28 protein-coding genes are annotated in these 25,803 nt (G+C 69.5%); 15 read left to right on the top strand and 13 right to left on the bottom strand.

Annotation, left to right across the window (positions count from 1 at the left end; genetic code table 11):
* Window positions 1-43: 43 nt before the first annotated feature.
* Both OHT21_RS19835 and OHT21_RS19840 read right to left on the bottom strand, forming a co-directional pair.
* On the bottom strand, window positions 44-1,018 hold the full coding sequence (locus OHT21_RS19835) for an EamA family transporter (protein ID WP_443050398.1): 975 nt from the start codon (window positions 1,016-1,018) through the stop codon (window positions 44-46).
* A 242-nt stretch (window positions 1,019-1,260) separates the two neighbouring features.
* Entirely contained in the window at window positions 1,261-1,521 is a 261-nt protein-coding gene (locus OHT21_RS19840; RefSeq protein ID WP_328769683.1) for a GntR family transcriptional regulator, read from the bottom strand.
* Window positions 1,522-1,613: 92 nt separating this feature from the next.
* On the opposite strand from OHT21_RS19840, the gene OHT21_RS19845 reads away from it, so the two are divergent.
* From OHT21_RS19845 to OHT21_RS19880, 8 genes are all read left to right on the top strand, one after another.
* Entirely contained in the window at window positions 1,614-1,919 is a 306-nt protein-coding gene (locus OHT21_RS19845; RefSeq protein ID WP_328769684.1) for a hypothetical protein, read from the top strand.
* Window positions 1,919-2,224 carry a hypothetical protein gene (locus OHT21_RS19850; protein WP_328769685.1) on the top strand — a complete coding sequence of 102 codons (306 nt, stop codon included), beginning with the start codon at window positions 1,919-1,921 and terminating at the stop codon, window positions 2,222-2,224. Before OHT21_RS19845 ends, OHT21_RS19850 begins: the two co-directional genes overlap by 1 nt.
* A 142-nt stretch (window positions 2,225-2,366) precedes the next feature.
* Window positions 2,367-4,556, top strand: a complete 2,190-nt coding sequence (locus tag OHT21_RS19855) for a sensor histidine kinase (protein ID WP_328769686.1) — start codon at window positions 2,367-2,369, stop codon at window positions 4,554-4,556.
* The gene (locus tag OHT21_RS19860) at window positions 4,553-4,969 is read left to right on the top strand and encodes a roadblock/LC7 domain-containing protein (protein WP_328769687.1); all 417 of its coding nucleotides are present in this window, start codon (window positions 4,553-4,555) and stop codon (window positions 4,967-4,969) included. The genes OHT21_RS19855 and OHT21_RS19860 overlap by 4 nt, the downstream gene beginning before the upstream one ends.
* Window positions 4,966-5,322: a DUF742 domain-containing protein gene (locus tag OHT21_RS19865; RefSeq protein WP_328769689.1), complete on the top strand. Its 357-nt coding sequence runs from the start codon at window positions 4,966-4,968 to the stop codon at window positions 5,320-5,322. The genes OHT21_RS19860 and OHT21_RS19865 overlap by 4 nt, the downstream gene beginning before the upstream one ends.
* Window positions 5,303-6,586, top strand: coding sequence for a cytochrome P450 (locus OHT21_RS19870; RefSeq protein WP_443050399.1), 1,284 nt, complete (start codon window positions 5,303-5,305; stop codon window positions 6,584-6,586). The genes OHT21_RS19865 and OHT21_RS19870 overlap by 20 nt, the downstream gene beginning before the upstream one ends.
* Before the next feature lie 153 nt (window positions 6,587-6,739).
* Window positions 6,740-7,984, top strand: coding sequence for a cytochrome P450 family protein (locus OHT21_RS19875; RefSeq protein ID WP_328769691.1), 1,245 nt, complete (start codon window positions 6,740-6,742; stop codon window positions 7,982-7,984).
* An 82-nt stretch (window positions 7,985-8,066) separates the two neighbouring features.
* Window positions 8,067-8,597, top strand: a complete 531-nt coding sequence (locus OHT21_RS19880) for a GNAT family N-acetyltransferase (protein WP_328769692.1) — start codon at window positions 8,067-8,069, stop codon at window positions 8,595-8,597.
* A 21-nt stretch (window positions 8,598-8,618) separates the two neighbouring features.
* On the opposite strand, the gene OHT21_RS19885 is transcribed toward OHT21_RS19880, so the two are convergent.
* Both OHT21_RS19885 and OHT21_RS19890 read right to left on the bottom strand, forming a co-directional pair.
* Entirely contained in the window at window positions 8,619-9,065 is a 447-nt protein-coding gene (locus OHT21_RS19885; RefSeq protein WP_328769693.1) for a cytidine deaminase, read from the bottom strand.
* Between the two features lie 283 nt (window positions 9,066-9,348).
* The gene (locus OHT21_RS19890) at window positions 9,349-10,260 is read right to left on the bottom strand and encodes an alpha/beta fold hydrolase (protein WP_443050400.1); all 912 of its coding nucleotides are present in this window, start codon (window positions 10,258-10,260) and stop codon (window positions 9,349-9,351) included.
* A gap of 114 nt (window positions 10,261-10,374) precedes the next feature.
* Between OHT21_RS19890 and OHT21_RS19895 the strand changes: the two genes are divergently transcribed.
* The 3 genes from OHT21_RS19895 to serC all read left to right on the top strand — a co-directional run bounded on the left by OHT21_RS19895 (window position 10,375) and on the right by serC (window position 12,976).
* The gene (locus tag OHT21_RS19895; RefSeq protein WP_328769695.1) at window positions 10,375-10,992 is read left to right on the top strand and encodes a TetR/AcrR family transcriptional regulator; all 618 of its coding nucleotides are present in this window, start codon (window positions 10,375-10,377) and stop codon (window positions 10,990-10,992) included.
* Window positions 10,993-11,213: 221 nt separating this feature from the next.
* Window positions 11,214-11,576: a hypothetical protein gene (locus tag OHT21_RS19900; RefSeq protein WP_328769696.1), complete on the top strand. Its 363-nt coding sequence runs from the start codon at window positions 11,214-11,216 to the stop codon at window positions 11,574-11,576.
* Between the two features lie 281 nt (window positions 11,577-11,857).
* The gene (gene serC / locus OHT21_RS19905; protein WP_328769697.1) at window positions 11,858-12,976 is read left to right on the top strand and encodes a phosphoserine transaminase; all 1,119 of its coding nucleotides are present in this window, start codon (window positions 11,858-11,860) and stop codon (window positions 12,974-12,976) included.
* A gap of 100 nt (window positions 12,977-13,076) precedes the next feature.
* Here the strand turns inward: serC and OHT21_RS19910 are convergent, their stop codons facing one another.
* The 4 genes from OHT21_RS19910 to OHT21_RS19925 all read right to left on the bottom strand — a co-directional run bounded on the left by OHT21_RS19910 (window position 13,077) and on the right by OHT21_RS19925 (window position 16,350).
* Window positions 13,077-13,715 carry an SMI1/KNR4 family protein gene (locus tag OHT21_RS19910; protein ID WP_328769698.1) on the bottom strand — a complete coding sequence of 213 codons (639 nt, stop codon included), beginning with the start codon at window positions 13,713-13,715 and terminating at the stop codon, window positions 13,077-13,079.
* Between the two features lie 27 nt (window positions 13,716-13,742).
* Entirely contained in the window at window positions 13,743-14,342 is a 600-nt protein-coding gene (locus tag OHT21_RS19915; protein ID WP_328769699.1) for a cysteine hydrolase family protein, read from the bottom strand.
* A gap of 170 nt (window positions 14,343-14,512) precedes the next feature.
* Complete coding sequence (locus OHT21_RS19920) at window positions 14,513-15,340, bottom strand: ABC transporter permease (protein WP_328769700.1); 828 nt, start codon at window positions 15,338-15,340, stop codon at window positions 14,513-14,515.
* Entirely contained in the window at window positions 15,337-16,350 is a 1,014-nt protein-coding gene (locus tag OHT21_RS19925; protein WP_328769701.1) for an ATP-binding cassette domain-containing protein, read from the bottom strand. Before OHT21_RS19925 ends, OHT21_RS19920 begins: the two co-directional genes overlap by 4 nt.
* A 113-nt stretch (window positions 16,351-16,463) precedes the next feature.
* Between OHT21_RS19925 and OHT21_RS19930 the strand changes: the two genes are divergently transcribed.
* The gene (locus OHT21_RS19930) at window positions 16,464-17,243 is read left to right on the top strand and encodes a TetR/AcrR family transcriptional regulator (RefSeq protein ID WP_328769702.1); all 780 of its coding nucleotides are present in this window, start codon (window positions 16,464-16,466) and stop codon (window positions 17,241-17,243) included.
* Between the two features lie 253 nt (window positions 17,244-17,496).
* Here OHT21_RS19930 and OHT21_RS19935 read toward each other — a convergent pair whose 3' ends face one another.
* On the bottom strand, window positions 17,497-18,492 hold the full coding sequence (locus tag OHT21_RS19935; RefSeq protein ID WP_328769703.1) for a WD40 repeat domain-containing protein: 996 nt from the start codon (window positions 18,490-18,492) through the stop codon (window positions 17,497-17,499).
* 120 nt (window positions 18,493-18,612) lie between these two features.
* Between OHT21_RS19935 and OHT21_RS19940 the strand changes: the two genes are divergently transcribed.
* Entirely contained in the window at window positions 18,613-19,293 is a 681-nt protein-coding gene (locus OHT21_RS19940) for an SGNH/GDSL hydrolase family protein (protein WP_328774161.1), read from the top strand.
* A 22-nt stretch (window positions 19,294-19,315) separates the two neighbouring features.
* On the opposite strand, the gene OHT21_RS19945 is transcribed toward OHT21_RS19940, so the two are convergent.
* On the bottom strand, window positions 19,316-20,251 hold the full coding sequence (locus OHT21_RS19945; protein ID WP_328769704.1) for a nuclear transport factor 2 family protein: 936 nt from the start codon (window positions 20,249-20,251) through the stop codon (window positions 19,316-19,318).
* A gap of 637 nt (window positions 20,252-20,888) precedes the next feature.
* Window positions 20,889-21,884 (bottom strand): aldo/keto reductase, encoded by a 996-nt coding sequence (locus OHT21_RS19950; protein ID WP_328769705.1) that lies wholly within the window; start codon window positions 21,882-21,884, stop codon window positions 20,889-20,891.
* A gap of 282 nt (window positions 21,885-22,166) precedes the next feature.
* Between OHT21_RS19950 and OHT21_RS19955 the strand changes: the two genes are divergently transcribed.
* Complete coding sequence (locus tag OHT21_RS19955) at window positions 22,167-22,736, top strand: hypothetical protein (protein ID WP_328769706.1); 570 nt, start codon at window positions 22,167-22,169, stop codon at window positions 22,734-22,736.
* Between the two features lie 352 nt (window positions 22,737-23,088).
* Here the strand turns inward: OHT21_RS19955 and thpR are convergent, their stop codons facing one another.
* The gene (gene thpR / locus OHT21_RS19960) at window positions 23,089-23,658 is read right to left on the bottom strand and encodes an RNA 2',3'-cyclic phosphodiesterase (protein ID WP_328769707.1); all 570 of its coding nucleotides are present in this window, start codon (window positions 23,656-23,658) and stop codon (window positions 23,089-23,091) included.
* A gap of 115 nt (window positions 23,659-23,773) precedes the next feature.
* On the opposite strand from thpR, the gene OHT21_RS19965 reads away from it, so the two are divergent.
* Window positions 23,774-24,361 (top strand): Uma2 family endonuclease, encoded by a 588-nt coding sequence (locus OHT21_RS19965; protein ID WP_328769708.1) that lies wholly within the window; start codon window positions 23,774-23,776, stop codon window positions 24,359-24,361.
* A 13-nt stretch (window positions 24,362-24,374) separates the two neighbouring features.
* Here the strand turns inward: OHT21_RS19965 and OHT21_RS19970 are convergent, their stop codons facing one another.
* Window positions 24,375-25,754, bottom strand: a complete 1,380-nt coding sequence (locus OHT21_RS19970) for an MFS transporter (protein WP_328769709.1) — start codon at window positions 25,752-25,754, stop codon at window positions 24,375-24,377.
* Window positions 25,755-25,803 lie beyond the last annotated feature (49 nt).

Below are 25,803 nucleotides of genomic sequence, written 5' to 3' on the forward strand. Positions count from 1 at the left end.
AAGGGGCCTGCGGCCCCTCGGGGCGCCGGTGCCGTGCGACGACTCAGCTGACGTTCCGGGCCTTTCCCCGCCCCACCTGCGTCCGTACCGCACCCATGCTCGCCGCGATGACCAGGCCGATCGCGAGGGACTCCGTCAGTGTGAGGGTCTGGCTGAGGATGAGGAAACCGGCGATGGCGGCGATGGCCGGTTCGAGGCTCATCATGATCGCGAAGGTGGAGGCGGGGAGGTGGCGCAGGGCGAGGAGTTCGAGGGTGTACGGGAGGACGGAGGAGAGAACGGCGACCGCGGCGCCCAGGGCGATCGTGGTCGGGTTCAGGAGCTTCGCCCCCGACTCGACGATGCCCAGCGGGAGAAACAGCACCGCCCCGATCACCATGGCCAGCGCGAGCCCGTCGGCCTGGGGGAATCGGCGGCCCGTACGCGCACTGAAGATGATGTACGCCGCCCACATCGCCCCCGCGGACAGGGCGAACGCGACGCCGACCGGATCGAGCGAGCCGAAGCCTCCGCCACCGAGCAGGAAGACGCCCGCGAGGGCGAGGCCGGCCCAGACGAAGTTGATGGCGCGACGGGAGGCCAGGACGGAGAGCGCGAGGGGCCCGAGCACTTCGAGGGTGACGGCGGGGCCGAGCGGGATGCGGGCGGCCGCCTGGTAGAAGAGCCCGTTCATGGCGGCCATGGTGATGCCGAAGAGGATGACGGTTCCCCAGTCGGCCCGCGAATGCCCCCGCAGCCGCGGCCGGCAGACGACGACCAGCACGACGGCGGCGACCACAAGCCGCAGGCTCACCACCCCGAGCGCCCCCGCCCGCGACATCAGACTCACGGCCAGCGCCCCACCGAACTGAACGGACACGCATCCGGCGAGCACCAGCCCGACGGGGCCGAGGGAGCCCCGTCGCCTCCTCGGGCCCGGTCCGCCTCCGGGCGCCGCGACAGCCTCCGGCTGCGTGGCGGCGCCCACGGCCGCGGTCGCGTCGGGCGACGGGGAGCGGGCTGCGCGGGGGAGGTTCACGAGGGCCATCCAGGAGGTTCGACTCTGTTCAGCATGCTGCACTTCGAGGTGCAGAATAGTGGTCTACGCAAGGAGCGTAAAGCCACTTAGCGGCTTACGAACGAGTTCAAACAGGGGCTGGCGGGACGCCCACCAGGGCACCGCAGTCGGCGATTGGAGGCTTTGGGACAGTTTTTCGGGCCCGTACGTGTCCCAAAGCTTCCAATCACCCAGGGAAGCAGCCTCGGCCGCCGACCCCGCACCTACGCCCCGGCCTCTTCGGAGGGCTTCGCGGGCTGCTCGGCGACGAAGGAGCCGAGGCCCGGCTCCGTATACGTCAGCCCTTCCTCGCGCAGCGCACTGAGAACCTTGTGCGCGGTCGCGTTGGCGATCCCGAACTCCGAGGTGAGCTGAACAACGGACGGGACACGCGTGCGCGGCGGATAGGTGCCGTCGGCGATCCGGCCGCGCACCACCTCGGCCACTTGGCGCCAGCGGGGGATGTCGGGAACAAATTCGATCACCGCTCCAGCATGCGCATGCTTAGGCTTCTACGCGATACAGGGAATACGTAGAACACCTAGCATGCCTAGATTGCTTGGAGTACGGTGAGGCCATGACCGACCTGATCCGCCGTCTCGCCGCCCGGCTGGGCCTCCTGCCTACCCCTCGCGGCACGCATCGCGTACGCCCACCCCACCTGGCGCCCAGCACCGCCCCGCCGCAGCCGCTCGAGATGCGGCTCCCGGCCCACCGCAGCCCCTACGGGCTGGACACCCCGCTCGACGCCACCGCGACAAGACCCGTACGCCCGTACGTGATCGCCCACGAGCAACGGTCGCGGCGCCGCGAACTGGCCCTGGCCACCCTGGGGTTGGACGCGCCCGGCCCGTACTGGATCCACGGGACGGAGGTCGCCTGATGAGACCGGAATCGCCGCAACCGCAGCCGCCACGGGAGGGGCGCCTGCTGCCCTGGCCCGGGGCCGAGGGCAAGCCCTGCTACCTGCTCACCGACGATTGCGGCGGACCCGTGTCCCGCCTGGCCGACGCCACGGAGTCCATCCAGCTCGATATGGGCACACAACTCCTCGCCCACGCCCACGACATGCTCCCGGGCACCCCGCCAGGCGACCTCCGTTTCCTCGCCGAGCGGCTGACCGAGGCCCTTCGCGACGCGCTCCGCGTCGCCGAAAGTCGCGGTCGACGGTTGAACCACTTGAACTGAGCGCGGCGGCAACGACATTCGTGCCCGAGTTGTGAAGGCCACTCCCGAACCTTCCCATTACGATCACGAACTCCCATATAGTGACGGCCAGTTGAGCACCAGGTGTCGCTTCCCGCCCAGGACACGACCGAGGACACGATTCATGACCGCGCCCATCCCTCCAGCGCGCCCCAGTACTGATCGGCCGTCCCTCGCGCACTCCAGGGGCGAGCGTCCCAGCCTGCGTGCCGTAGCGCCCGCGCCGTTGATCGCCGCTGTGCCGACCGCGTTGGCCGTTGTCGGGGCGGTTGTCGCGGCCCCGGAGTCGTTCCGCGTGCCTCTCGGGTTCGGTGCTGGAGCCGCTGCTCTGCTGTTATGCGCCGTCGTCGCCTTTGCGAGCCATGCCACGCAGAAGGCGCGCCTGTTACGGCGTCGGCTCGAAGCGGTCACCGACGATGCGGGGCGGCTGCTTCAGGAGCGGGCGCGGATCGCCGAAGTATCTGCCCGCGAACAGGCCCGGCTCACCAAGGAGTTCGAGCGGGTACGCGTACACGAGGCTGATCAGTTCGCTCAGGAGAAGACGCGCCTGAGTGCCGAACTCGCGCAGGAACGCGCCCGGCTCGGTGCGGAGAACGCCCGCCTGGCCGAGGAGTTGCGCCGGACCAGGACCGAGGGCGGCGCCGCCATCTCCGCCGCCGCCAACGCCGCCGGGCGGATGCAGGCCCAGGCCACCAGCATGCTCGCCGATCTGCGGGCCATGGAGGAGAAGCACTCCGACGAGGACGTACTCGCCGACCTCCTCCACCTCGACCACCGCACCGCGCAGGCGGGCCGGCTCGCCGACTCCGTCGCCGTTCTCGCGGGCGCGCGTTCGGGACGCCGCTGGGCGCGGCCCATCGTCATGGAGTCGATCCTGCGCGGCGCGATGGGCCGGATCGGCGGCTACCAGCGCGTCCGCCTCCACTCGGCCAGCGAGGCCGCGGTCGCCGGGCACGCCGCCGAAGGCGTCATGCACGCACTCGCCGAACTCCTCGACAACGCCGCGAACTTCTCGCCGCCCACCTCCGAAGTGCACGTCTACGTAGAGGAAGTACCGGCCGGCGTCATCGTCTCCGTCGAGGACGCCGGCCTGGTCATGGGCGACGTACAGCTACGCCGCGCCGAACGCGCCGTCGCTGGAGAAACCACCGAGATCGGCGGCCTCACCGGCACCCGCCTCGGCCTCGCCGTCGTGGGCCGCCTCGCCCGCAAGTACGGGCTGAAGGTCTCCTTCCGCCCCTCCGCCCGCGGCGGCACGGGCGTCCTCGTCCTGATCCCCCAGGACATCCTCGCGGGGCCGGGGGCTACGGAGCCGGCGCCTGCCGCGCTGCCGCGGGCCAGGTCTGGCGTCGAGGTCCAGATCCGGGCCTCAGGGGCGTACGGCCTCACCGGACCGGCCGCGTCGGAATCCGCGCCCGACGCGCTGCGGACCGAGCCGGGCGTCGAGGTCGAGGCCCGGACCCCAGGGGCGTACGGCCCCACCGGACCCGCCGCACCGGAATCCACACCCACCGCGCCGCGGGCCAAGCCCGGCGTCGAGGTGCAGGCCCAAGCCTCAGGGGCGTACGGTCTCACCGGACCCTCCGCGTCGGAATCCGCACCCACCCCGCCGCGGGCCAAGCCCGGCGTCGAGATCCAGGCCCGGACCTCAGGGGCGTACGGCCTCACCGGACCGGTTGCCCCGGAACCCGCACCCGCCTGGCCGCAGACCAAGCCCGAGGGCCAAACTCAGTCCCAGGCGCGCACCGCAGGGGCGTACGGCCTCACCGGACCGGCCGCGCCGGAATCCGCACCCGGCTCGCGGCAGACCACACCACGGCTACCGGTCCCGATCCCGACCCACACCCCGGAGTCGTACGCCACCGCCCGCGCCCTCCCCGACCTGGACCCGGAACCCGTCCCGACCCACGAATCCCCGGACCGCACCGGCGAGAGCGCGAGCACGACCGGGACCGGGACCGGGACCGGGAGCATCAGCGACAGCGAGCCCGACACCGTCAGCGGGCTCCCCAAGCGCCGCCGGGGTCGCACCCTCGCCGAAGCCGAGGCCCAAGCCGCAGCCGCTGCCCAAACCGAACGCACCCGCCCCGCAGCCTCCTCGCCCCGCCCCACCCCCGCCGAAAACGCCCGCATCCGCGCCGCCCGCTTCGGCAGCTTCCGTCAGGCGGTACGGGGCGCGACGGCGAGCGAGGCCGTACGAGCCGACGGCGCCGATCGCGTCGTACGGGACACCGCGCCCGACACCGAGCCGACCGCCACCCCGCAACCCCCCGCCCGCGCGACCCCCCACCCGGAAGGCGACCCCACCCCATGACCGGCACCACCGCGACCGTGAACGGCGACGAGAAGCTCAGTTGGCTCATCGAGGGCCTGCTGGAACGCACTTCGGGTGCCCGGCACGCGCTCGTGCTCTCCCGTGACGGGCTGAAGCTGTGCCGTACGGGAGGGCTCACCTCGGACCAGGCCGATCAACTCGCCGCGATCGCCGCCGGGATCCAGTCGCTGACCCATGGGGCGTCCGTGGAGTTCGGGGACGGCAGCGGGGGCATCCGGTCGGCGATGGCCGAGTTCTACGGCGGGGTCCTGTTCATCGTCGAGGCGGGCGCGGGCGTACACCTCGCCGTGGTCACCGACGAGGAGGCGGACGCCGGGGCCGTCGGGCACAACATGAGCGAGTTCGTGGAACAGCTCGGCGGACACCTGAACGCGCTGCCGCGTACGTCATGAGCCGCCCGGGCAGGGACGACGCGCCCGACCGGCTCTACACGCTCACCGGTGGACGCAGCCGGTCCGCGCCCGACACCCCCTTCGACCTGGTCACGCTGATCGTCGCCGAGTGCGATCCGGTGCCGGGTATGCAGTCCGAGCACGCGGCGATCCTGCGGCTGTGCGAGCGGCCGACGGCGGTCGTGGAGCTCGCCGCCCTGCTGCGGCTGCCGGTGAGCATCACCCGGATCCTGCTCTCCGACCTCCTCGCCGCGGGCCGCGTCCGGGCCCGTCATCCGCGCCGGGGCGATACGGGCGACGCCCCCGATCCCGACGTACTGGAGCAGGTGCTCGTTGGCCTCCGAAATCTCTGAGACGACTGAAACGGCAACGGCTACGGCTACGACGCGACCCGTTGCCCTCGGCGGGGAGCGGTTCCAGGCCGAACCCGCCGCGCTGTACCGGGAGTTGCGGCGCGAGCACGGTGCCGTGGCGCCGGTGGTCCTCGACGGGGACGTACCGGCGTGGCTCGTCCTCGGTTATCGCGAGCTGCATCAGGTCACCGGCGATCCCGTGCTGTTCAGCCGGGACTCCGGCCTGTGGAGCCAGTGGCCGCGCATCCCCGATGACTGGCCGCTGCTGCCGATGATCGGGCGTGGGCAGCCGTCGATCCTCTACACGGTCGGCGAGCGGCACCGCGAGCGCGCCGCGATGATCAGCGACGCGCTCGAAGCCGTCGACGCCTTCGAACTCCGGGGCCACGCCGAGAAGTTCGCCGACGAGCTGATCGACGCGATCTGCGCCAAGGGCGAGACGGACATCGTCGCGGACTACGCGATGCTGCTGCCCGTGCGCGTACTGGCGACGCTGTACGGGTTCGCCGAGGAGCAGGGGCCGGCTCTGGTCACCGCCCTCAACGACATGATCAACGGGCGCGAGAACGCCCTCGCGGGGCAGCGGCATCTCGCCACGTCCATGGCGCGACTGGTCGCGGACCGGGCGGCGCGGCCCGCGGACGACGTGGTGAGCCGCATGCTCGCCACGGGACATGCAAAAGAAGCCTCCGGCTTCACGTACGAGGAGATCACCCAGGACCTGATGGTGATGATGGCCGCGGGTCATCAGCCGACGGCGGACTGGATCGGCAACTCGTTGCGGCTGATGCTGACGGACGAGCGTTTCGCGGCCTCGCTGTTCGGCGGCCGGCATAGTGTCGCCGAGGCCATGAACGAGGTGCTGTGGGAGGACACGCCCACGCAGAACGTGGCCGGTCGCTGGGCCTCCCGCGACACCCAGCTCGGCGGCCGCCGTATCCGCGCGGGCGATCTGCTGCTGCTCGGCCTCCAGGCCGCCAACAGCGATCCGCAGGTACGGCTCGACGGCTCCGTCCTCACCGGCGGCAACAGCGCCCACTTCTCCTTCGGCCACGGCGAGCACCGCTGCCCGTTCCCGGCCCGGGAAGTCGCGGAGGTCATCGCGCGTACGGGCATCGAGGTGATCCTCGACCGGCTGCCGGACCTGGACCTTGCCGTACCGGCCGACTCGCTGACGCGCCGTCCGTCGCCGTGGCTGCGGGGGCTGATGGAGCTGCCGGTGAGGTTCACGCCGAGTCCGGCATTGGGCGGCGGCGCGCTCTGACCACCGCAGTCCAGCGGCGAGCGCGCCGTACCCCTGATGGCCACGCAAGCGCCGTATGCCGTATGACGACCGACCGTCACAGAAGCGCCGTACGTGTACTACGTCCGACCGCCACGCAAGCGCCGTACGACCCGACCTTGGAGGCCCCTGCCCATGACCACCGAGACGAGCCCGGCCGCCCCGGCCCGTATCGCCCTCGATCCCTTCGTCGCCGACCTCGACGGCGAGAGTGCCCGGTTGCGTGCCGCGGGGCCGCTCGCCGCCGTGGAGTTGCCGGGTGGGGTGCCGGTGTGGGCGGTCACGCAGCACGCCGAGGCCAGGCAGCTGCTGATCGATCCCCGGCTGGTGAAGGACATCAACGTCTGGGGCGCCTGGCGGCGCGGCGAGATCCCGCCGGACTGGCCGCTGATCGGGCTGGCGAACCCTGGCCGTTCGATGCTCACTGTGGACGGTGCGGAGCATCGCCGGATGCGTACGCTCGTCGCGCAGGCGCTGACGCAGCGGCGGGTGGAGCAGATGCGGGAGCGGATCACCAAGCTGACGGCCGATCTCCTCGACGCGCTGCCCCAGGGTGCGGGCGCCCCCGAAGTCGTCGACCTGAAGGCGGCGTTCGCGTATCCGCTGCCCATGTACGTCATCGCGGACCTCATGGGCATCGACGAGGCCCAACTCCCCCGTCTGAAGGAGCTGTTCGAGAAATTCTTCTCGACCCAGACGCCGCCCGAGGAAGTCATCGCCACGCTGACCGAGCTGGCGGGAATCATGGCGGAGACGGTCGCGACGAAACGCTCCGCTCCCGGCGACGACCTCACGAGCGCACTGATCCTCGCCTCCGAGGACGGTGACCATCTCACCGACGAGGAGATCGTTTCGACGCTCCAGTTGATGGTGGCGGCCGGTCACGAGACGACGATCTCCCTCATCGTCAACGCCGTCGTGAACCTGTCCACGCATCCCGAGCAGCGCGAGCTGGTGCTGGCCGGGGCGGCCGACTGGTCGTCGGTGATCGAGGAGACCCTGCGCTGGTCGACGCCCACGTCTCACGTCCTGATCCGGTTCGCGACGGAGGACGTCCGGGTCGGCGACAAAGTCCTCCCGGCGGGCGGCGCCCTGATCGTCTCGTACGCCGCGATCGGCCGCGACGAGAAGGCCCACGGCCCGACGGCCGGCGACTTCGACATCACGCGCGTCCCGGAGAACCGCCACATCTCCTTCGGCCACGGCCCTCACGTCTGCCCCGGCGCGGCCCTGTCCCGCCTGGAGGCAGCGGTCGCACTGCCCGCACTGTACGAACGCTTCCCTGAGCTGGAGTTGGCGGTCCCGGCGAGGAAGCTCCGCAACAAGCCGGTCGTGACGCAGAACGATTTGTTCGAGCTGCCGGTGCGATTGGGGGGCTGAGGGCTTCCCGACGTCATCGCCGCCGACCTCGCAGCCCGCAACGCCCGCTCGTGACTCGCCCCGGAGAGACACCGTGTATGTCATGCGACCGGCCACAGCAGCCGACGTTCCCGCCTACGCCGCGCTGATCCGCGACCGTGCCGCCTGGATGGTCCGGCGCGGCCTGGAGGGCGGCGAGGAACTGCCGGACCGTGCCGACCAGATCGCCGCCCAAGCCGCCGACGACGACACTCCGGTCTGGGCCATGACCGATGTCGAGGGACGCCTGATCGGCTGCACCAGCCTGTACGAGGAGACCCCGCACTGGGGCTGGACCGACGCCGAACGTGCCGAACCCGCGCTCTTCCTCGCAACCACCTTCACCGACCCGGCCCGTCGGGCCGAACGCCCCGGCGCCCTGATCGCCTCGTGGGCACTCGGACACGCGGCACTCAACGGCAAAGAGTGGGTACGGCGCGGCTGCGGGCACCCGGGCCTGGTCCGCTACTACCGCGACGTTCAGGGCTTCGAACTCGTCCACGCCACCGAACGCCACGGACACCCCGCCTACCTCCTGGCACGCAGGGCCGAAGAACTCGCCGACCTGCCCATCCGGTCGGCCATCAATGCCTGACCCGTAGCGCCGCTGGTGGTGTCAGCCCGTGCTGAGTGGCTCGGTGTTCTCGGCGTTCTCGGCGTCGAGCTGGTGGTCTGCCCAGACGTAGCTTTCGGGCAGCAAGTCGGTGATGAGGACGGTTCGGAGGCGGTCGCCCGCGCCGACGATGACCTTGAGGTCGGGGAAGTAATCGAGCAGGACCTGACGGCACCGGCCGCACGGAGGAACGACCCCTCGGTCGCGGTCGCCCACGGCGACGATCGTGTCCAGGTCGTAGGCGCCCTGGGCCGCCGCCGTGCCGATGAGGACCAGCTCGGCGCAGGGGCCTCCGGTGAAGTGGTAGGCGTTCACGGCGGTGACGATCCGGCCGCCCCGGGCACGGGCCGCGGCCGCCATGGTGTGGTTGTCGCCCCGGCAGCGTGTGCGAGCGATGTGCGCTGCGGCTTCTATGAGTTCGTGGTCTACGGGGTGGGTCTGCGTGGTCATCGTCTGTCTCTGCCTTCGTCGGGGTGTCAGGCGACGTTGGCCCGCGCGGCGAGGGCGTGCAAGCGGATATCGGCGGTGTCCGCGAGCGTGCTAGTTGGCTGTGACCGCTCTTCCGTTATGGCTACGGCTGCAGGAGGGTTCGGGCTCTGAGCAGGGTGAAGGAGGCTCGGCCGTACATCTGCCGTTTGATCGTCTTGATTCTGTGCAGTCCGGGCGCTACCGGCCCAGGCTCTGGCCCGGCCATCCCTCGGCGCTGTCCTGGCGCCGTCGGCGTGGGCGGTTGTCAGTCGACGGATGCCATGAAGTTCAGCATCCTGTGGTTGATCTCCTCCGCGTGGTCGATCTGCGGCCCGTGGCCCGTGTTGGAGATGATCTCGGCTCGGGCGCCGGGGACCAGGCGCGGCACGCGCTCCGCCTGCCGCTGCGGGTGCACGAGGAGGCTTCGCTTGCCGAGTACCAGATAGAGCGGAGTGCGGATGGTGGACAGCTCCTCCTCGGACAGGGGAAGCGGGGCAGGGCGGCGTATGCGGTAGGCGCGAACGGCCGTTCTGATCATCGTGCGCAGTTCCGGCATGACGAGGACCGGCTGTTCCAGCCAGGCCGCCAGCCGCGGGCGCAGTGCCTTGGGCGCGAAGGTCGCGAAGAGGCCGGCGAAGATCCAGACGAAGAAGCGCAGCCCCACTTTCTCAAGGCCGCCGGGGTCGAGCAGCGTGACCGAGGCGAGGCGACCGGGCCTGCGGTGCGCCTGGTTCAGGGCGAGCCATCCGCCGTAGGAGGTGCCGACGAGGTGCACGCGGTCAAGGCCGAGTCCGGCGAGGGTCTCGTCCAGCCACTGTGCGGCGCGCTCGGGCTGGTGGATCGATTCGCGCTGCACGCTGCGGCCGGGATCACCCGGGGTGTCGATCGCGTAGACCGGGCGGTCGGCGCTGAGGGCGGGGGTGTTCGGGTACCACATGGCGGAGCAGGAGCCCGCTCCGTGTACCAGGACGACGGGGGTGCGGGATCGAGCGGCCTCGTTCGCGGGGCCGTAGCGGTAGACGTGCGTGGTGCCGAAGGAGGTCTCCACGTCCTCTTCCGCGAGCGCGGGTGCGCCCAGTGCATAGACCGCGTCGCAGGCCGCGAAGTAGCGGTCGCGCCAGGCATCGCTCACGTAGCGGCCTATGTCGGCTCGGGCACGGACAGCAGTCTCGGACACGGTCACCTCCGGATCTCATTTTCGTGATACGAACGTACCACAACGTTGGTACGGCTGTATCATCAAGGTCCCACTGGGGCCACAACAGTGGAACGACGAGCGGAGAAACGGCCAATGCCCAAGCGCGTGGACCACGCAGAACGGCGCACCGAGATCGCCGAGGCACTGGTCCGCGTCGCCGGGCGACGCGGGCTGCATGCCGTGGGGATGCGCGATGTGGCAGCAGAGGCGGGCGTATCACTGCGGCTGGTGCAGTACTACTTCCAGACCAAGGAGAAGCTGCTGCTTTTCGGACTGGAGCACCTGACAGAGAGGTTCGGGGAACGGGCCTCCGCCCGTGTGCAGGCCGCCGGGGGCAGTCCCGGTCCGCGGGAAATGATCGAGGCGCTGCTGATGGCGGCGCTGCCGACCGACGAGGACAGCCGCACCTTCCACTTTGTCTACACCTCCTACGCCGTTCTGGCCGTGACCGACCAGGCACTCGCCGCCCAACCCTTCATCAAGAACCCGGATGCCGCAGAAGAGGCGGTAACCCAGCTCCTCCGGCAGGCACAAGAGGCAGCTCTGCTTGAGCCCGGTGTGGACGCACAGTTGGAGGCAGCCGGCCTGCTTGCCATGTCTGCGGGACTCGGCACCAGCATCCTCGTCGGCCAGCGCAGCCCGGAGTCTGCCATCGCCGTCCTGGACCACCGCCTGGACCGGATCTTCCGCACCGGTGATGCGGCTCGTTGATGGGCGGCCGACTCACCGCGTGGGAGCCGCTGTCGACGGGGCGATCGCATGCCCTGTCCAGCCGATCTCATACATACGGCGCCGTCGGCGTGAGGCGTCGAGTGCGCGTCGAGCGGTGTTGCCCGCGTCGGTCTGTCGGTCGCCTCCTCGGGAGGGGTCCCCGGGCCGGCGGTCTACAAATGCCGTACGGATTCCCCCACTTGAAAGCAGGAGGTCCACTGATGAGTACGCGCATGAGCCGGCGAGCCGCGAAGACTGCCCTGACGCTGACCACGGCGGGCGCACTGGGCTTCGGCCTGATGACGCCGTCCGCGTCGGCTGCCAACGGGCCCTGCTACGACGGGCGTTGCCAGGGCACCGTGTCGGCGCCCAAGACCATCAAGGTCAACAGCAGCAAGTTCGGGTTCGGGAAGCTGAAGATCACGTCCATCAGCTCCCGGTCCGTACGGATGTCGGCCGCCGGCGGGGCACTCACCGGCAGCACCAGCCCCGGCGGCGTCGTCCAGTTCAACAACCTCAAGATCTGGGTGAAGTCGGTCTCCGGCAGCAAGGCCAGGCTTCAGCTGTTCCCCACGCGTTACTGAGCCGGTCTGGTCTGTACGGGCCTGTCTGGGCCTGTACGAGCCCCTCTGGGCCTGTCGCCGAAGCCCGGCTGTGGGCTCCGTTTCCAGGGGCTGCCCCTGGGAACGGAGCCCTGTGCGCACCCCGCGGGGTTCCGGGGCGCCGCCCAGCGGGGCACAGGGGGCTGGCCCCGGGATGGGACGGGTAGGGGCGGCGGGGGCGAACTCACCCTGCGCCACCCACCGCCGTCTCATCCGACGGACGACGTTTCGCCCAGGTTTCCGGGAGCGGATAGGCTCCCAGCGTGGCTGAGATCCAGATTCCCGCTGACATCAAGCCCGCCGACGGACGATTCGGCTCGGGCCCCTCCAAGGTGCGGACGGAGGCGCTGGACGCGCTGGCCGCCACCGGTACGTCCCTCATGGGCACCTCCCACCGCCAGGCCCCGGTCAAGAACCTCGTCGGCAAGGTCCGCGAAGGCGTACGCGACCTCTTCTCCCTCCCCGAGGGGTACGAGGTCATCCTCGGCAACGGCGGCTCCACCGCGTTCTGGGACATCGCGACCCACGGACTGATCGAGACCAAGTCGCAGCACCTGAGCTTCGGCGAGTTCTCCTCCAAGTTCGCGAAGGCCGCGAAGCTCGCTCCCTGGCTGGCCGAGCCGACGGTCATCGCGAGCGACCCGGGCACGCACCCGGACCCGCAGGCCGAGGCGGGCGTGGACGTGTACGCGTTCACTCACAACGAGACCTCGACCGGCGTCGCGGCCCCCCTCAAGCGAGTCGCGGGCGCGGACGAGGGCTCCCTCGTCCTCGTGGACGCGACGAGCGGCGCCGGCGGCCTCCCCGTCGACATCGCCGAGACGGACGTCTACTACTTCGCCCCGCAGAAGTCCTTCGCCGCCGACGGCGGCCTGTGGATCGGCATCTTCTCCCCGGCCGCCATCGAGCGCGCCGAGCGCATCCACGCGAGCGGCCGCCACGTCCCGGAGTTCTTCTCGCTCCCGACGGCGATCGACAACTCCCGCAAGAACCAGACGTACAACACCCCCGCCCTCGCCACCCTCTTCCTCCTCAACGACCAGCTGGAGTGGCTGAACGGCCAGGGCGGCCTCGACTGGTCGGTCCGCCGCACCGCCTCCTCCGCCCGCACCCTCTACGGCTGGGCCGAGGACCTCAAGTACGCGAACCCCTTCGTCACCGACCCCGCCAAGCGCTCCCAGGTCATCGGCACGATCGACTTCTCGGACGAGATCGACGCCGCCGCCGTAGCCAAGACCCTCCGCGCCAACGGCATCGTCGACACCGAGCCGTACCGCAAGCTCGGCCGCAACCAGCTCCGCGTCGCGATGTTCCCGGCGATCGACCCGGCGGACATCGAGGCCCTGACGAAGTGCATCGACTACGTCATCGAGCGTCTCTGATCACGCACGTACGACCCACGCATGTACGACCCTGAAGGGCGCCCGGTGACCACCACCGGGCGCCCTTGTCGTGCGGGCTCGAGTGATGCGGGGCCGCGCGTCAGGAGCCGTTGCCGTTGCCGTGGTTGCCGCCGAGGGGCCCGAACTGGCGGGCAAGACTGTCCATGTCCCACTCAACGGGTCCGTCGAGTTCCTCGGTCCACGAGAGGGTGCCCGGGAAGACAGCATCCTGATACGTCGCCTCCCACTCTTCCTCACCCGGCAGCATCGCGATCCACGGCGGCGGGGAGTCCAGGACATCTGCTACGAACGCCAGCACAGTTGAGAATGACTCCCAGAGCGGATCGTCCTCCCAGAAACACCCCTGCTCGGGGTCGTAGCCCCCGATCCGCCCCGTCCTGGTGTCGACGATCTCCTCCCACGAGCCAATGTTGCCGATGGGCACGTACACGCTCTCTTCACCCTTGGTGAAGCGGCCCTGGGAGCGCGCCATCTCGCGCGCCATCTCGCGCGCGATCTCGTCTACGCCATACAGGACAACGCCAGGCGGAACGATCGTGACGAACCCCGATCCGTTGTGCCGCAGCAGCGACTGCTCGACATCCGGAGGAAGCCGGACGCCGATCTGATCGGAAAGTCTCGCGATGTCGTCCGGACTGGCCGGCCCCGGCAGCTTGTCTTCAGGCGCATACCGCACCAGCCACCGCTCGATCTTCTCCCACGACTCATCGACCGTCACCGGGCCGCTCCTTCGGGCGTCGTACGGCTACCGCGATCCGTCGCTCACTCTCGCCGCTCCTACTGAGCCATGTGCGATGGCTTTGAGCCAGTCCTCGACGGCAAGGACATCTGCCCACTGCGGGAACAGCTTTTCGGTGAGCATCGTGTGCACCTCGGGGTCGGTGTCGAGGCAGGCATCCGCCAGGACGGTGAGGCCGAAGTCCAGGTCGATGGCGTGCCACAGGGTGGACAGCACTACAGCGCTGGTGGCGATGCCGGTCAGAACGAGGCTGTCGATATCGCGAGCCCTGAGTACCAAGTCGAGGTCGCTGCCCGAGAACGCGCTCCCCCGCCTCTTGGTAACCACGACCTCGCCCTCCTGGGGCGCGACGTCGTCATGGATCTCGGTGCCAGGGGCCCCCTCGCGGAACAGGCCGGCCCGCACGGCGTTGGTGATCACCTTGTTGCGAGGGCTGACTTCTGGATCACCCGGCCGTAACGCGAACACCACGTAGATCACTGGGATGCCGGCAGCCCGAGCACCGTCGATCGCCCTGCGCAAACGCGGCAGATATCCGGAGCCGTCGTCGGCGATGGCCACGATGTCCCGTTGGACGTCCATCACCAGAAGTGCACTGTTCGCCATGCTTGCCGTCCCTTCTCCGTTGGGAATCAGGAGCAAGTCTGGTGGATCAACCGAGCTGCGGCGGAGGTTCCGGAGATCCAGATCGGGGCGGCTCGCCACGTACTGGCGCTCGCACGTGAAGCGCCCGGCACTTTCCCGTGCCGGGCGCCCCCATCTCCGTACCGCCGAAATCACCTGCTGAGCTCCTGGAAGCGCCGTACCGCCAGCGGCAGGAAGATCGCCGTCAGGATCACCGGCCACACGCCCGACATCAGCAGCGCGTGCTGCTCGACCCACGAGTCGCCGCTGCCGACCGGGGTGCCGAACAGCTCGCGCGTGGCAGCGGCCGTCGACGAGATCGGGTTCCAGGCCGCGACGAAGCCCAGCCAGTCCGGCATCAGTTGGGGTGCGACGAAGATGCTGGAGATCATGGTCAGCGGGAAGGCGACCGCGAACAGACCGCCCGCCGCCTCCGGGTTGGGGACCAGGAGGCCGAGCCACACGCCGAGCCAGATCAGTGAGAGGCGTAGCCACAGCAGCAGGCCGAAGGCGAGCAGGAAGTCCAAACCGCCGTTCGGCCGCCAGCCCATGGCGACCGCGGTGAGCATCAGGATCGTCAATTCCGCGCAGGCCATGATCAGATCGGTGGCACCGCGTCCGGCGACGACCGCCGACGGCGCCATGGGCATGGAGCGGAAGCGGTCGATGACGCCGTTCGTGGAGTCGTACACGACGAGCGTCGCGGTGTTGATGAAGCCGAAGGCCATCGTCATCACGAACATGCCGGGCATCAGGAAGTCCTTGTAGTCCCCGCCGCCGGGCACCTTCATCGCGCTGCCGAAGACGTACCCGTAGAGGAGGACGGAGAGGATCGGGAAGCCCAGCATCCAGGCGATGTTGACCGGTTGGCGCTGGTAGTGGGTGAGGCCGCGGCGCACGATGTTCCAGCAGTCGGCGAGGGCCCAGTAGGCGCGGCCGTGGCTGCTGCTCTGTCCGGTCGTCAGGTCGAGTGCGCTCATGCCGCCGCCCCTTCCTTGGAGTCCTGGGGGTTCTGAGGGTCCTGGGGGTCCTGCGGGTTCTCGGAAACGTCCGTGCGGTGTCCCGTCAGGCGCATGAAGACGTCGTCGAGGCTCGGCCTGCGCAGCCCCATGTCCTCCACCTGGACCCCCTCGTCCTGGAGGGTCCGTGCGACCTCGGTGAGCGCCGAGACCCGGTCGGTCACCGGTGCGTGCACCTTCAACTCGGTCTCGTCCGTCTCCGGTTCGGCATCGGAGACCTTGGCGAGGACCTTCACGGTGCGCGGGATGTCGGCGCGGTCGGCGAGGACGACCTCGAGGCGGTCGCCGCCGACCGTGTTCTTCAGCCCGTCCGGGGTGTCGTCGGCGATGGCGCGTCCCTGGTCGATCACGGTGATGTGCGAGGCGAGCTTGTCGGCCTCGTCCAAGTACTGGGTGGTCAGCAGTACGGTCGTGCCGCCTGCCACCAATGCCCGTACGGATTCCCAGACTTCGCCTCGGCCGCGGGGGTCGAGCCCGGTGGTCGGTTCGTCGAGGAACAGCACGGCCGGGGTGAGGATCATCGATGCGGCGAGGTCCAGGCGCCGCCGCATGCCTCCGCTGTACTTGCCGACTCCCTTGTCGGCCGCGTCCACCAGGTCGAACTGTTCCAGCAGTTCACCGGCCCGCAGGCGCGCCCTGCGTCCGCCCAGGTGGAAGAGCCGGCCGAACATCTCCAGGTTCTGCCGTCCCGTCAGCACCTCGTCCACCGCCGCGTACTGGCCGGTGAGGCCGATCCGGGCCCGTACCTCCCGCGGCTGCCGTGCCACGTCCAGGCCGGCCACCAGAGCCTGGCCGCCGTTGAGCTTGATGAGCGTCGACAGGATGCGGACGGCGGTGGTCTTGCCCGCGCCGTTCGGACCGAGCAGGCCGTGAACGGTTCCCTCCCGCACCGCCAGGTCGAAGCCGTCCAGTGCGCGCTTCTCCCCGTACCTCTTCTCGAGCCCCTCGGCCCGGACCGCGTAACCGGTCATGTGCACCCCTCCCGTGAGTCCTGAGATCCCGCTTCAGCCATAAACTGAGTACGCCGTACTCATTTGAGAGTACACCGTACCCAGTTTTCGGTCCAGGGATTATCCTGAGGCACATGACGAGCACGTCGGGTCCGGAGACCAGTGGCAGCGGAGACATCTCCGTCACCCTCAAACTGTTGTGGAACACGGGTAAGCGCCCCAGTCGCGGCCCCAAGCCGGCTCTGACGCTCGACCGGATCGTGGAAGCGGCCATCCAGATCGCGGACACGGAGGGCCTGGAGGCCGTCTCGATGCGCCGACTCTCCAAGGAACTCGGCACCGGGACGATGTCCCTGTACCGGTACGTCCCCGGCAAGGGCGAGCTGCTCGATCTGATGCTGGACCGCGTACAGCGGCCGACCGGGGACGAGGGCGCGCTCGGCGAGGGCTGGCGCGCCGCTCTGGAGGCTCTGGGGCGCGAGACCCTTGCCCTCTATCGGCGCCATCCCTGGTTGCTGCAGGTGAACCAGACGCGTCCGGTGCTCGGGCCGGGCGCTCTCGCCGGCATGGAGATGGTGCTCGCCCGTATCAAGCCCATGGGGCTGACCGACCCCGAGCTGATCTCGGCGATCATCATGATCGACGGGTACGTCATCGGGGCTGCCCGTACGCAGCTGTACCAGAAGGAGGCTGAGCGGAAGTCGGGCCTTACGGATGCGGAGTTCTGGGAGGCGCAGGCCCCCGTCCTGGAGAAGGCCATGACCAGCGACCGGTACCCCGTCCTCGCCTCACTCAGCGAAGACGCTTTCGGGACCGACTTCGATCACTTCGAGTTCGGTCTTCAGCGGATTCTGGATGGGCTGGAGGCGCTGGTCGCGCGGCGTGGTGGCGGGGCTTCGCGCGGCGAACAGTGACGGGTGGCTCCGCCGGTTGGGCAGGTCGGAGAGCTCGGTGGGTTGCGGAGTTTTACGGCTGCGAGTGCGTCGTGGCTGGTCGCTCCCCCACTCTCGGCTCCTCCCCCACTCTCGGCTTCGCTCGAGCGGGGGGACCCCCATGAGCGGGGGGACCCCCATCGCGGCGGAGCCGCCAATGTCACAGCCCCGCGCCCCTAAGAGGCCTGCGGCCTCCTTAAGGAGCGCGTACGGCACCGGGCTTCGTCAAGGCCTCTCAAGACCTGCGCCTGAACAGCCTCTTGAGCCCGTAGAGGACGACGACCCCGGCGCCGAGGGCGAGGGCGGCCCTCCTAAGGTTGTCGTTCGACCCGTCACCGTCACCGTCGCCGTCCCCGTCTGCGGACGAACTCCCGTCCCCCGAGGGGGATTTGCCGTCCTCCGCGCCGGGGACGCTGCCTGCCTCGACCGAACTCTGCTCCCCCTCGGTCCCGTACAGCAGCGTGGAGCCGTCCGGGGTATACGTCACAGACTCGCCCTGCCCCTGGAGCGGCACGCTCAGCCGGCCCTGGCGCTTCGGCTTCCCGTTGTTCCACTCGTACGCGATGCCGCCGAAGTAGCCGCGTACGGCGAGCTGTTGGCCGTCGGGAGAGAAGGCGGCGTCGGTGGTCCACAGGTCGATGGGGGCGATGGGCTTGAAGACGTTCGTGCCGGAGGAGGAGAGCTGGGCCGGGCCGTCGTACAGGTGCCCGCCGTCCTCCTGCTTGTCGATGATGTAGACGCGCCCGGTCTTGGGGTGCACGACGAGCGACTCGGCGTCGCGGGGTCCGTCGGAGTACTTCACCACGTACTGCGTGGCCTGGACCGTCTGGTCCTTGAGCTGCTTGGGCTCGGGCAGCCGGTAGACCCACACGAAGGACCACTCCACGCCGTCGTTGTCGCCGATGTCGCCGACGTAGATCTCGTTGTCCGGGCCGATGGAGATGGCCTCGATGTCGCGCGGGATGCCGACGCCGGTCATGGTGATCGTCGCGACGGTGTCGCCGGTTTTGCTGTCGACGGCGTAGAGGTAGGCGCCCTTGTCCTGGTCGTTGTGGGTCCAGTAGACGCCCTTGTGCTGGCGGGAGGCGGCGAGGCCGCTGGACTCGGTGATCCCCGGGTCCTTGATCGTGAACCCCTCCGAACCGTCGTCGCCGTCGGCGGCGACGGCGGCGGGCGCGCCGAGCGCGAGGACGAGCAGGGCTGAGGCGAGTAACGACAGCGAACGGCGCATGCCCCCAAGCGTGCCATCCCCGCACTGCGTTCCCGCACGGTGTTCAGCTTCACAGTCCTGATCGCGCCGTGATCAGGGATCTGGGAGGGATCTCGCGCCGTGGTCAGGGATGATGAGCGGATGCTCAGGTTCATGCCCGTAGGCGACTCCCAGACCATCGGCAGCGCGGGCGAACACACATGGCGTTACCGGATGTGGCAGCACCTGCGCGCGACGTACGGCGGCCCGTTCCGCATCGTCGGCCCCCGCGAGACGCTCTTCGACAAGGCGACGGACAAGGCCGACTCGTACGAGTACGCCGACCCCGACTTCCCCCGTTCCCACCTGGCGGGCTGGGGCGAGGGCTGGCTCCACATGACGCCACTGATCGCGGATGCGATACGCACTGAGCGCGCGGACGTCCTGCTGATCTCGCTGGGCCTGATCGACCTGGGCTTCTATACGGACGCGGACCACACGGCGGCGAACGTACGGCTCTTTGTGTCCGAGGCCCGCTCGGCCAACCCCCGCGTGGCGATGGTCTTCCTCCCCGTGATCCCGAACGTGAGGGCCGACACGGACACCGCCTTCGCCACCGAGGTAGCCCGCTTCAACGAGCTGCTGGCGAAGACGGTCGCGGACCTGGACGAACCATCGTCCCCACTGCTGCTGGCCTCGCCCCCGGAGTCGTACGACCTCAGCCGCGACACCCACGACGGCACGCACCCGAACGCATCGGGCGAGCACAAAATCGCGGCGGCTTTCGCCGAAGCGATGTACCAGGCCTGGGACTTGGGCGAGTCCTACGACCTCCGTCCTTGAGGAGGTCGGTTCGTGCTCGGGATCAGAACATCGTGTTGTCGTTGGCGGAGTTCTCCGGTACGTCCTGGATCACGTCCCAGTGCTCGACGATCTTTCCGTGTCGCACGCGGAACAGGTCGATGATCGCCTGGCCCCGCTCCCCCGGTGTGTTCACGTAGTGGCTGTGGACCGCCACAAGGTCACCCTCGGCGACGACCCGCTTCGGGGACACCTTCAGCTGGGGGAACGCGTCGAAGTACGCGCCCAGGCCCGCCTTCACGCCATCCACGCCGTCGGCGATGTTCGGGTTGTGCTGGTGGTATTCAGGACCCACGTACTTGTCGACGGCGGACAGGTCCTTCTTGACCAGGAGCTGGTCGACGTACGCCGTGACCAGCTTCTTGTTGTACGCGGTGAGCCAGCGCGGGCCCGGCTTGTTCGTACGGGGCCAACTCTCCGTGGAGAACATGTCGTTGCCGTTCACCGTGGTCGCCGGCACCTCCTGCGCCGTGTCCCAGTGCTCGGCGATCTTCCCGCCCTGGAAGCGGAAGATGTCGAAGACGGCGCTGCCGCGCGTACCCGGCGTCAGGACGACGTTGGAGTGCACGAGCACGAGGTCGCCCTCGGAGATGACCCGCTTGATGCCGTACTCGGCGTCCGGGAACTGCTGGCTGAGGGCGGTGCCGAGGTTCTTGAGGGCCTCGGAGCCGTCGGGAGCGAGCGGGTTGTGCTGGATGTAGTCGGGCCGGACGTAACGGTCGACGACCGACGTATCGCCTCGCTCGAACACGCCCTTGAGCACCTTGACGGCGACGGACTTCTGGTAGCCGAGGCGGGCGGAGTCGCCGTAGCCGACCTGGTGCACGGCGGCGACCGAAGCAGGAGCCGCGGCGGCGGGCACGACGGCCACGGCGGTGAGAGCTGCGGCGGCCATGAGCGCGGTGGCGAGGGTACGGCGGGCGGGTGCGGTGGTGGTCATGGGGTGCTGATCTCCGGTCCTGTGGGGAGGAAGGCGGTAAGCATGACCTTCAGGGCCTCTAAGTATTGAAAGTTCAAGCTCACACGGGCCAAAGGAAAGCACTAACCATCAGTTAGTGTCAAGATCGGCGTCCCGCGCGAAGACCCGCCCAACCGGTGCAGCGTGCGCTGGGGGCCGCCCCGTCAGGGTGCGCCCGCCACAGGGGCGCCCCGATAGGGGCGCGGGGCTGTATCAATTTGCGGCTCCGCCGCGATGGGGGTCCCCCGCTCATGGGGGTCCCCCCGCTCATGGGGGTCCCCCCGCTCGAGCGAAGCCGAGAGTGGGGGGAGGAGCCGAGAGTGGGGGAGGAGCCGAGAGTGGGGGAGGAGCCGAGAGTGGGGGAGGAGCCGAGAGTGGGGGAGCGACAAGCCACAACGAGCCCGCAGCCGCACACGATTCCCGACGCCCCACCCCGGTAGGCGCCCCACCCAGCCACGAACCCACCCGCCCGCGGTAGGCGCCCCACCCGCCGGAGGCAGCGGGGCCTGGGGGCGCAGCCCTCAGTTTCGGGAAGGGGCGGGGCTGGGGAGAAGTGACCACCGCGCACCGGCCACCGGCCGAGGTAGCGGCGGCCACCCCTGGCCCCCGACCTACCCCGTCACCAAGCGAACGCCTCCGGAGAAGGCCCCGGCCCCGGGAAGATCTCATCCAGCCCGGCCAGCAGTTCCTCGCCGAGCTCCAACTCGACGGCCCGCAGCGCGGACTCGAGCTGTTCGGCGGTACGCGGCCCGACGATCGGCCCCGTCACCCCCGGCCGCGTGAGCAACCAGGCCAGCCCCGCCTCCCCCGGCTCCACACCGTGCTTGTCGAGCAGATCCTCGTACGCCTGGATCTGCGCCCGCATCGCGGTGTTGGCGAGGGCGTCGGCGGCCCGGCCGCTCGCCCGTCGGCCTCCCTCGACCTCCTTCTTGATGACGCCGCCGAGCAGACCGCCGTGCAGCGGAGACCAGGGGATGACCCCCAGCCCGTACTCCTGCGCGGCGGGGATGACCTCCATCTCGGCCCGCCGCTCGGCGAGGTTGTAGAGGCACTGCTCGCTGACGAGGCCGATCGTGCCGTGGCGGCGGGCGGCGATCTCGTTGGCCTGGGCGATCTTGTAGCCGGGGAAGTTGGAGGACCCGACGTACAAGATCTTCCCCTGCTGGATGAGGGTGTCGATCGCCTGCCAGATCTCCTCGAAGGGAGTGCGGCGGTCGATGTGATGGAACTGGTAGAGGTCGATGTAGTCGGTCTGCAGCCGCTTGAGCGAAGCGTCCACCGCGCGCCGGATGTTGAGCGCGGAGAGCTTGTCGTGGTTGGGCCAGGGGCTGGCGCCGTCCGCGGCCATGTTGCCGTAGACCTTGGTGGCCAGGACCACCTTGTCGCGGCGGTCACCGCCCTTGGCGAACCAGTTTCCGATGATCGTTTCCGTACGGCCCTTGTTCTCGCCCCACCCGTAGACATTGGCCGTGTCGAAGAAGTTCAGGCCCGCGTCGAGTGCGGCGTCCATGATGGCGTGGCTGTCGGGTTCGTCGGTCTGCGGGCCGAAGTTCATGGTGCCGAGGACGAGTCGGCTGACCTTGAGTCCGGTACGTCCGAGCTGCGTGTACTTCATGAGGCAACAGCCAACGCCTTGGAGTCCGCTCAAGGCAAGGGCGTCCCGCCCGACTGTGCATCTCTGCGGCCCGGCGGCCACCGACTGTGCATCAACTCCTCGGCGGACTTGGCCGATTGTGCACGCGTGATCGTCACTCGGCAGACCTGTGCAGGCCCGCCGTGGCCGAAGATCAACCGACCCCGTACCATGATCGCCGCTCCTGGAAGCGCGTGATCCACCCCCGTCTTCGCCGGTCGCGGCGCTCCGGAGCGCTCCGACAACAACAGACTGAGGACTTACGTGCCCAAGCGCATCGCATCCCCCCACAACCGCCGCGCCGCCCGCCGGGGCTCGGCACTCACCGCCCTGGCCCTGACCACCGCCCTCACCGGCGCCGCCGTGACGGCGGCCCCGGCGGCCTCGGCGCTGTCCTGGAAGTGCAAGACCAGCACCAAGAGCATCGACCAGGCCAACTACGACGGCCCGTGGGCCGACCAGTGGGACGTCAAGGTCAAGACCTGCGCCGCCCGCTCCGGCTCGACGGTCTACGCCAAGGCCTCCGTCAGCTGGGACGGTCCGGCCGGCGGCGTCGACGCCGACATCTTCGACGGGGCCTACCTCCGCCTCGTGATCAAGAAGCAGCAGTCCGGTTCGGACCCGGTGAAGAAGGCCAAGAACGGCCACGGCATCCAGGCCAAGCTGGAGGACAGCGACAGCAACGGCAACTACAACAACAGCTACGGCACCGGCACGATCAGCTACCGCATGGGCTCCGCCAAGGGCTACGCGGACAGCACGCTGTACCTGGACTGGAACGACGACGGCGACGGCTACCACCGGCACGACTTCGCGGCCTCGCCGGCTCGCTGAGTCCCGCCTCAGCGGCTCGACCGCGCGGTTGCCGCCGAGGCTACGATCGCGCGGCACCGCCAGCCGTGCGTCCGGTCGGCCACCTGCGGGTCCGTTGTGGCTGGTCGCGCCCACGCGGCGGAGCCGCAAATTGATACAGCCCCGCGCCCCTAAAGGGGCGCTGCCGGTCCGCAGCGGTCCGCAAAGGGGCCTTGGCCACATCAGTTCGCCAAGGCCCCCTTTGCCCAGGCCGCTACTGCCCGCTACCCAGCGCCGACGCCAGTGCCACCACCACGAACATCAGCACCAGTACGCCGGCCATGATCCGGTTACGTGTCTTCGGGTCCACGTGGTCGAGCGTAACCGGAGGGTCTCAGGTGCCCGAGCCGAGGGCCCAGCGGGCGAGGGTCTCGTAGCGGGGGCGTTCGCCGGGTACGCCCGACCTGGGGAGATTGCTGCGGACCAGGCACAGCTCGGACACGGTCCACGGGCGCCCGGTGAAGCCGTCCAGCAGGGCGGTGTACGGCGCGAAGTCCGCCGGGCCCCGGCTCCGGGCGACGGTGAGATGCGGACGGTAGTGGCGGTGCTCCTCCATCGGTACGCCCGCCTTACGCGCCGCCGCCTCCGAACGCTCGGCCAGCAGCCGCATCGTACGCACGTCGCCACTCGCGCCGATCCACAGCGCCCGGCGCCCGAAGTGACCCCCGCCCCGCAGCTCCAGCCCGAACGGTTCCGTCCGCCGCGCCGCCCGCTCCAGCCGCGCCGACAGCTCCGGCACGACCTCGTCGTCGACCTCTCCGTAGAACGCGAGCGTGAAGTGCCAGCCGGGCCGCCCCGTCCAGCGCAGGCCACCGGCACCCGGCAGCTTCCCCAACTCATCGACAACCGGCGCGAGTTCAGCGATCACATCCTCCGGCGGCACCACAGCGGCGAAGAGTCTCATGGATCCAGTCTCCCCGGCTGTGCGCCTTCGCGCCGGAGCGTGACCCGGTCACCGTGCGTATCGTTGTACTGCGCGGCTGGACTCGAACGAGTCGCAGCCGGGGAGGAGCGCCACGATGACCGTCCTTGAAGACAGGATCGCGATGGCTGAAGACAGCGGCGAACTCACGCTCGACGCGATGTTCGAGTGGCTGGAGAAGATGCCCGTCCCCGAGGGATACAAGGTTGAGATCGTCGGGGGGAACGTCTTCATGTCACCGCAGCGGCAGACCCATTTTGAGATCATCTTCGACATCCTGGAGCAGCTGCGCGCCCGGTACCCCCGCAAGCGGCTGACGTCGGACGTGCGGATCGACTTTCCCGGACACCTGAACGGCTACGCCTGTGACGTAGCGGCACTGGCCGAGCGATCGGTGAAGGACAGCAAGGGCCGCTGGCGCTATCAGGACGTCGAGTTCATCGCCGAAGTCATCTCCAAGGACACCGCCACCAACGACTACGAGCCGAAGCTGGCCACGTACGCCGCAGCCGAGGTGCCGGTGTACTTGATCGTGGACCCGTACACCGGCAAGTGGCACCTGCACACGCTGCCGAAGGACGGCGAGTACCGGGGGCACCAGAGCCTCGACTTCGGCTACGAGATCGACCTGACGGGGACCGTGGTCGGCCTCGTCCTCAAGACCGACGAGTTCCCCCGCGACTGAGTACAGACCCGCCCTACACCACCGTCGCCAACTCCCGCTCCCGCGCCCCCTCCCGTGGCACGAAGCGGACCCGCGGATGACCGTGGTGCCAGCCCACCGACAGGCGCAGGCCGCCGACGCGGGCGAGGATCAGGCCCACCGTTGCCGCCGCCAGCAGTGAGATCAGGCCGCCGAACGCGAAGCCGATTCGGGCGCCGAAGGTGTCGGTGATCCAGCCGACTATGGGCGCCCCCAGGGGCGTACCGCCTACGAAGACCATCATGAACAGGCTCATGACGCGGCCGCGCATGGCGGGGTCGGTGGCCATCTGGACGCTGGCGTTGGCGGTGGTGTTGACCGTCAGGGCCGCCATGCCGGTGGGGATCATGAGCAGGGCGAAGAGCCAGTACGACGGGGAGAACGCCGCCGCGATCTCCAGTGCGCCGAACAGCACGGCCGCGCCCACCAGGAGCCGCAGCCGTACCGAGCCGCGGCGGGCGGTGAGCAGGGCTCCGGCGACCGAGCCGACCGCCATGAGGGTGTTGAGGAAGCCGTACGTGCCGGCGCCCGCGTGGTAGACCTCGTCGGCGAACGCGGTGAGCCAGATGGGGAAGTTGAAGCCGAAGGTGCCGACGAAACCGATGAGCACGATCGGCCAGATCAGTTCGGGCCGGGAGGCCACATAGTGCAGACCCTCGCGCAACTGGCCCTTGCCGCGCGGCACCCGTTCCACCTTGTGCAGCTCGCCCGTACGCATCAGGAGCAGGCCGGTGATGGGGGCGAGGAAGGCGAGTCCGTTGATCAGGAAGGCCCAGCCGCTGCCGACCGTCGAGATCAGGACGCCCGCGACGGCGGGGCCGATGAGGCGGGCGGAGTGGAAGTTGGCCGAGTTGAGGCTGACGGCGTTGCGTACCTGGTCGGGGCCGACCATCTCGGAGACGAAGGTCTGCCGGGTCGGGTTGTCGACGACGGTGACCATGCCGAGCAGGAACGCGATCAGATACACGTGCCAGACCTGCACCTGGCCGCTGAGCGTGAGCGCGGCGAGCGCGAGACCGCACAGGCCGAGCGCGCCCTGGGTGAAGAACAGCATGCGGCGCTTGGGGTAGCGGTCGGCGATGACTCCGCCGTACAGGCCGAAGAGCAGCATCGGCAGGAACTGCAGCGCGGTCGTGATGCCGACCGCGGCCGAGGAGCCGGTCAGGCTCAGCACCAGCCAGTCCTGGGTGATGCGGGACATCCAGGTACCGGTGTTGGAGACGATGGCTCCGCCGGCGAAGAGCCGGTAGTTCCGGATGCGGAGTGAGCTGAAGGTCGACGACTTGGCCGGCTGGGTCGTCGTCGTGGTGGTGGCGGTGGGGGAATCGGGGGTGTTCGGTCCGGGGGCGGAGGGTGCTCCGGGTCCCGTACTCAACAGGGTTCGCCTCCTTTGGCAAACGGCGACAGGGACGACGTACAGCTAT

This window comes from Streptomyces sp. NBC_00286, assembly GCF_036173125.1.
Taxonomy (GTDB): domain Bacteria; phylum Actinomycetota; class Actinomycetes; order Streptomycetales; family Streptomycetaceae; genus Streptomyces.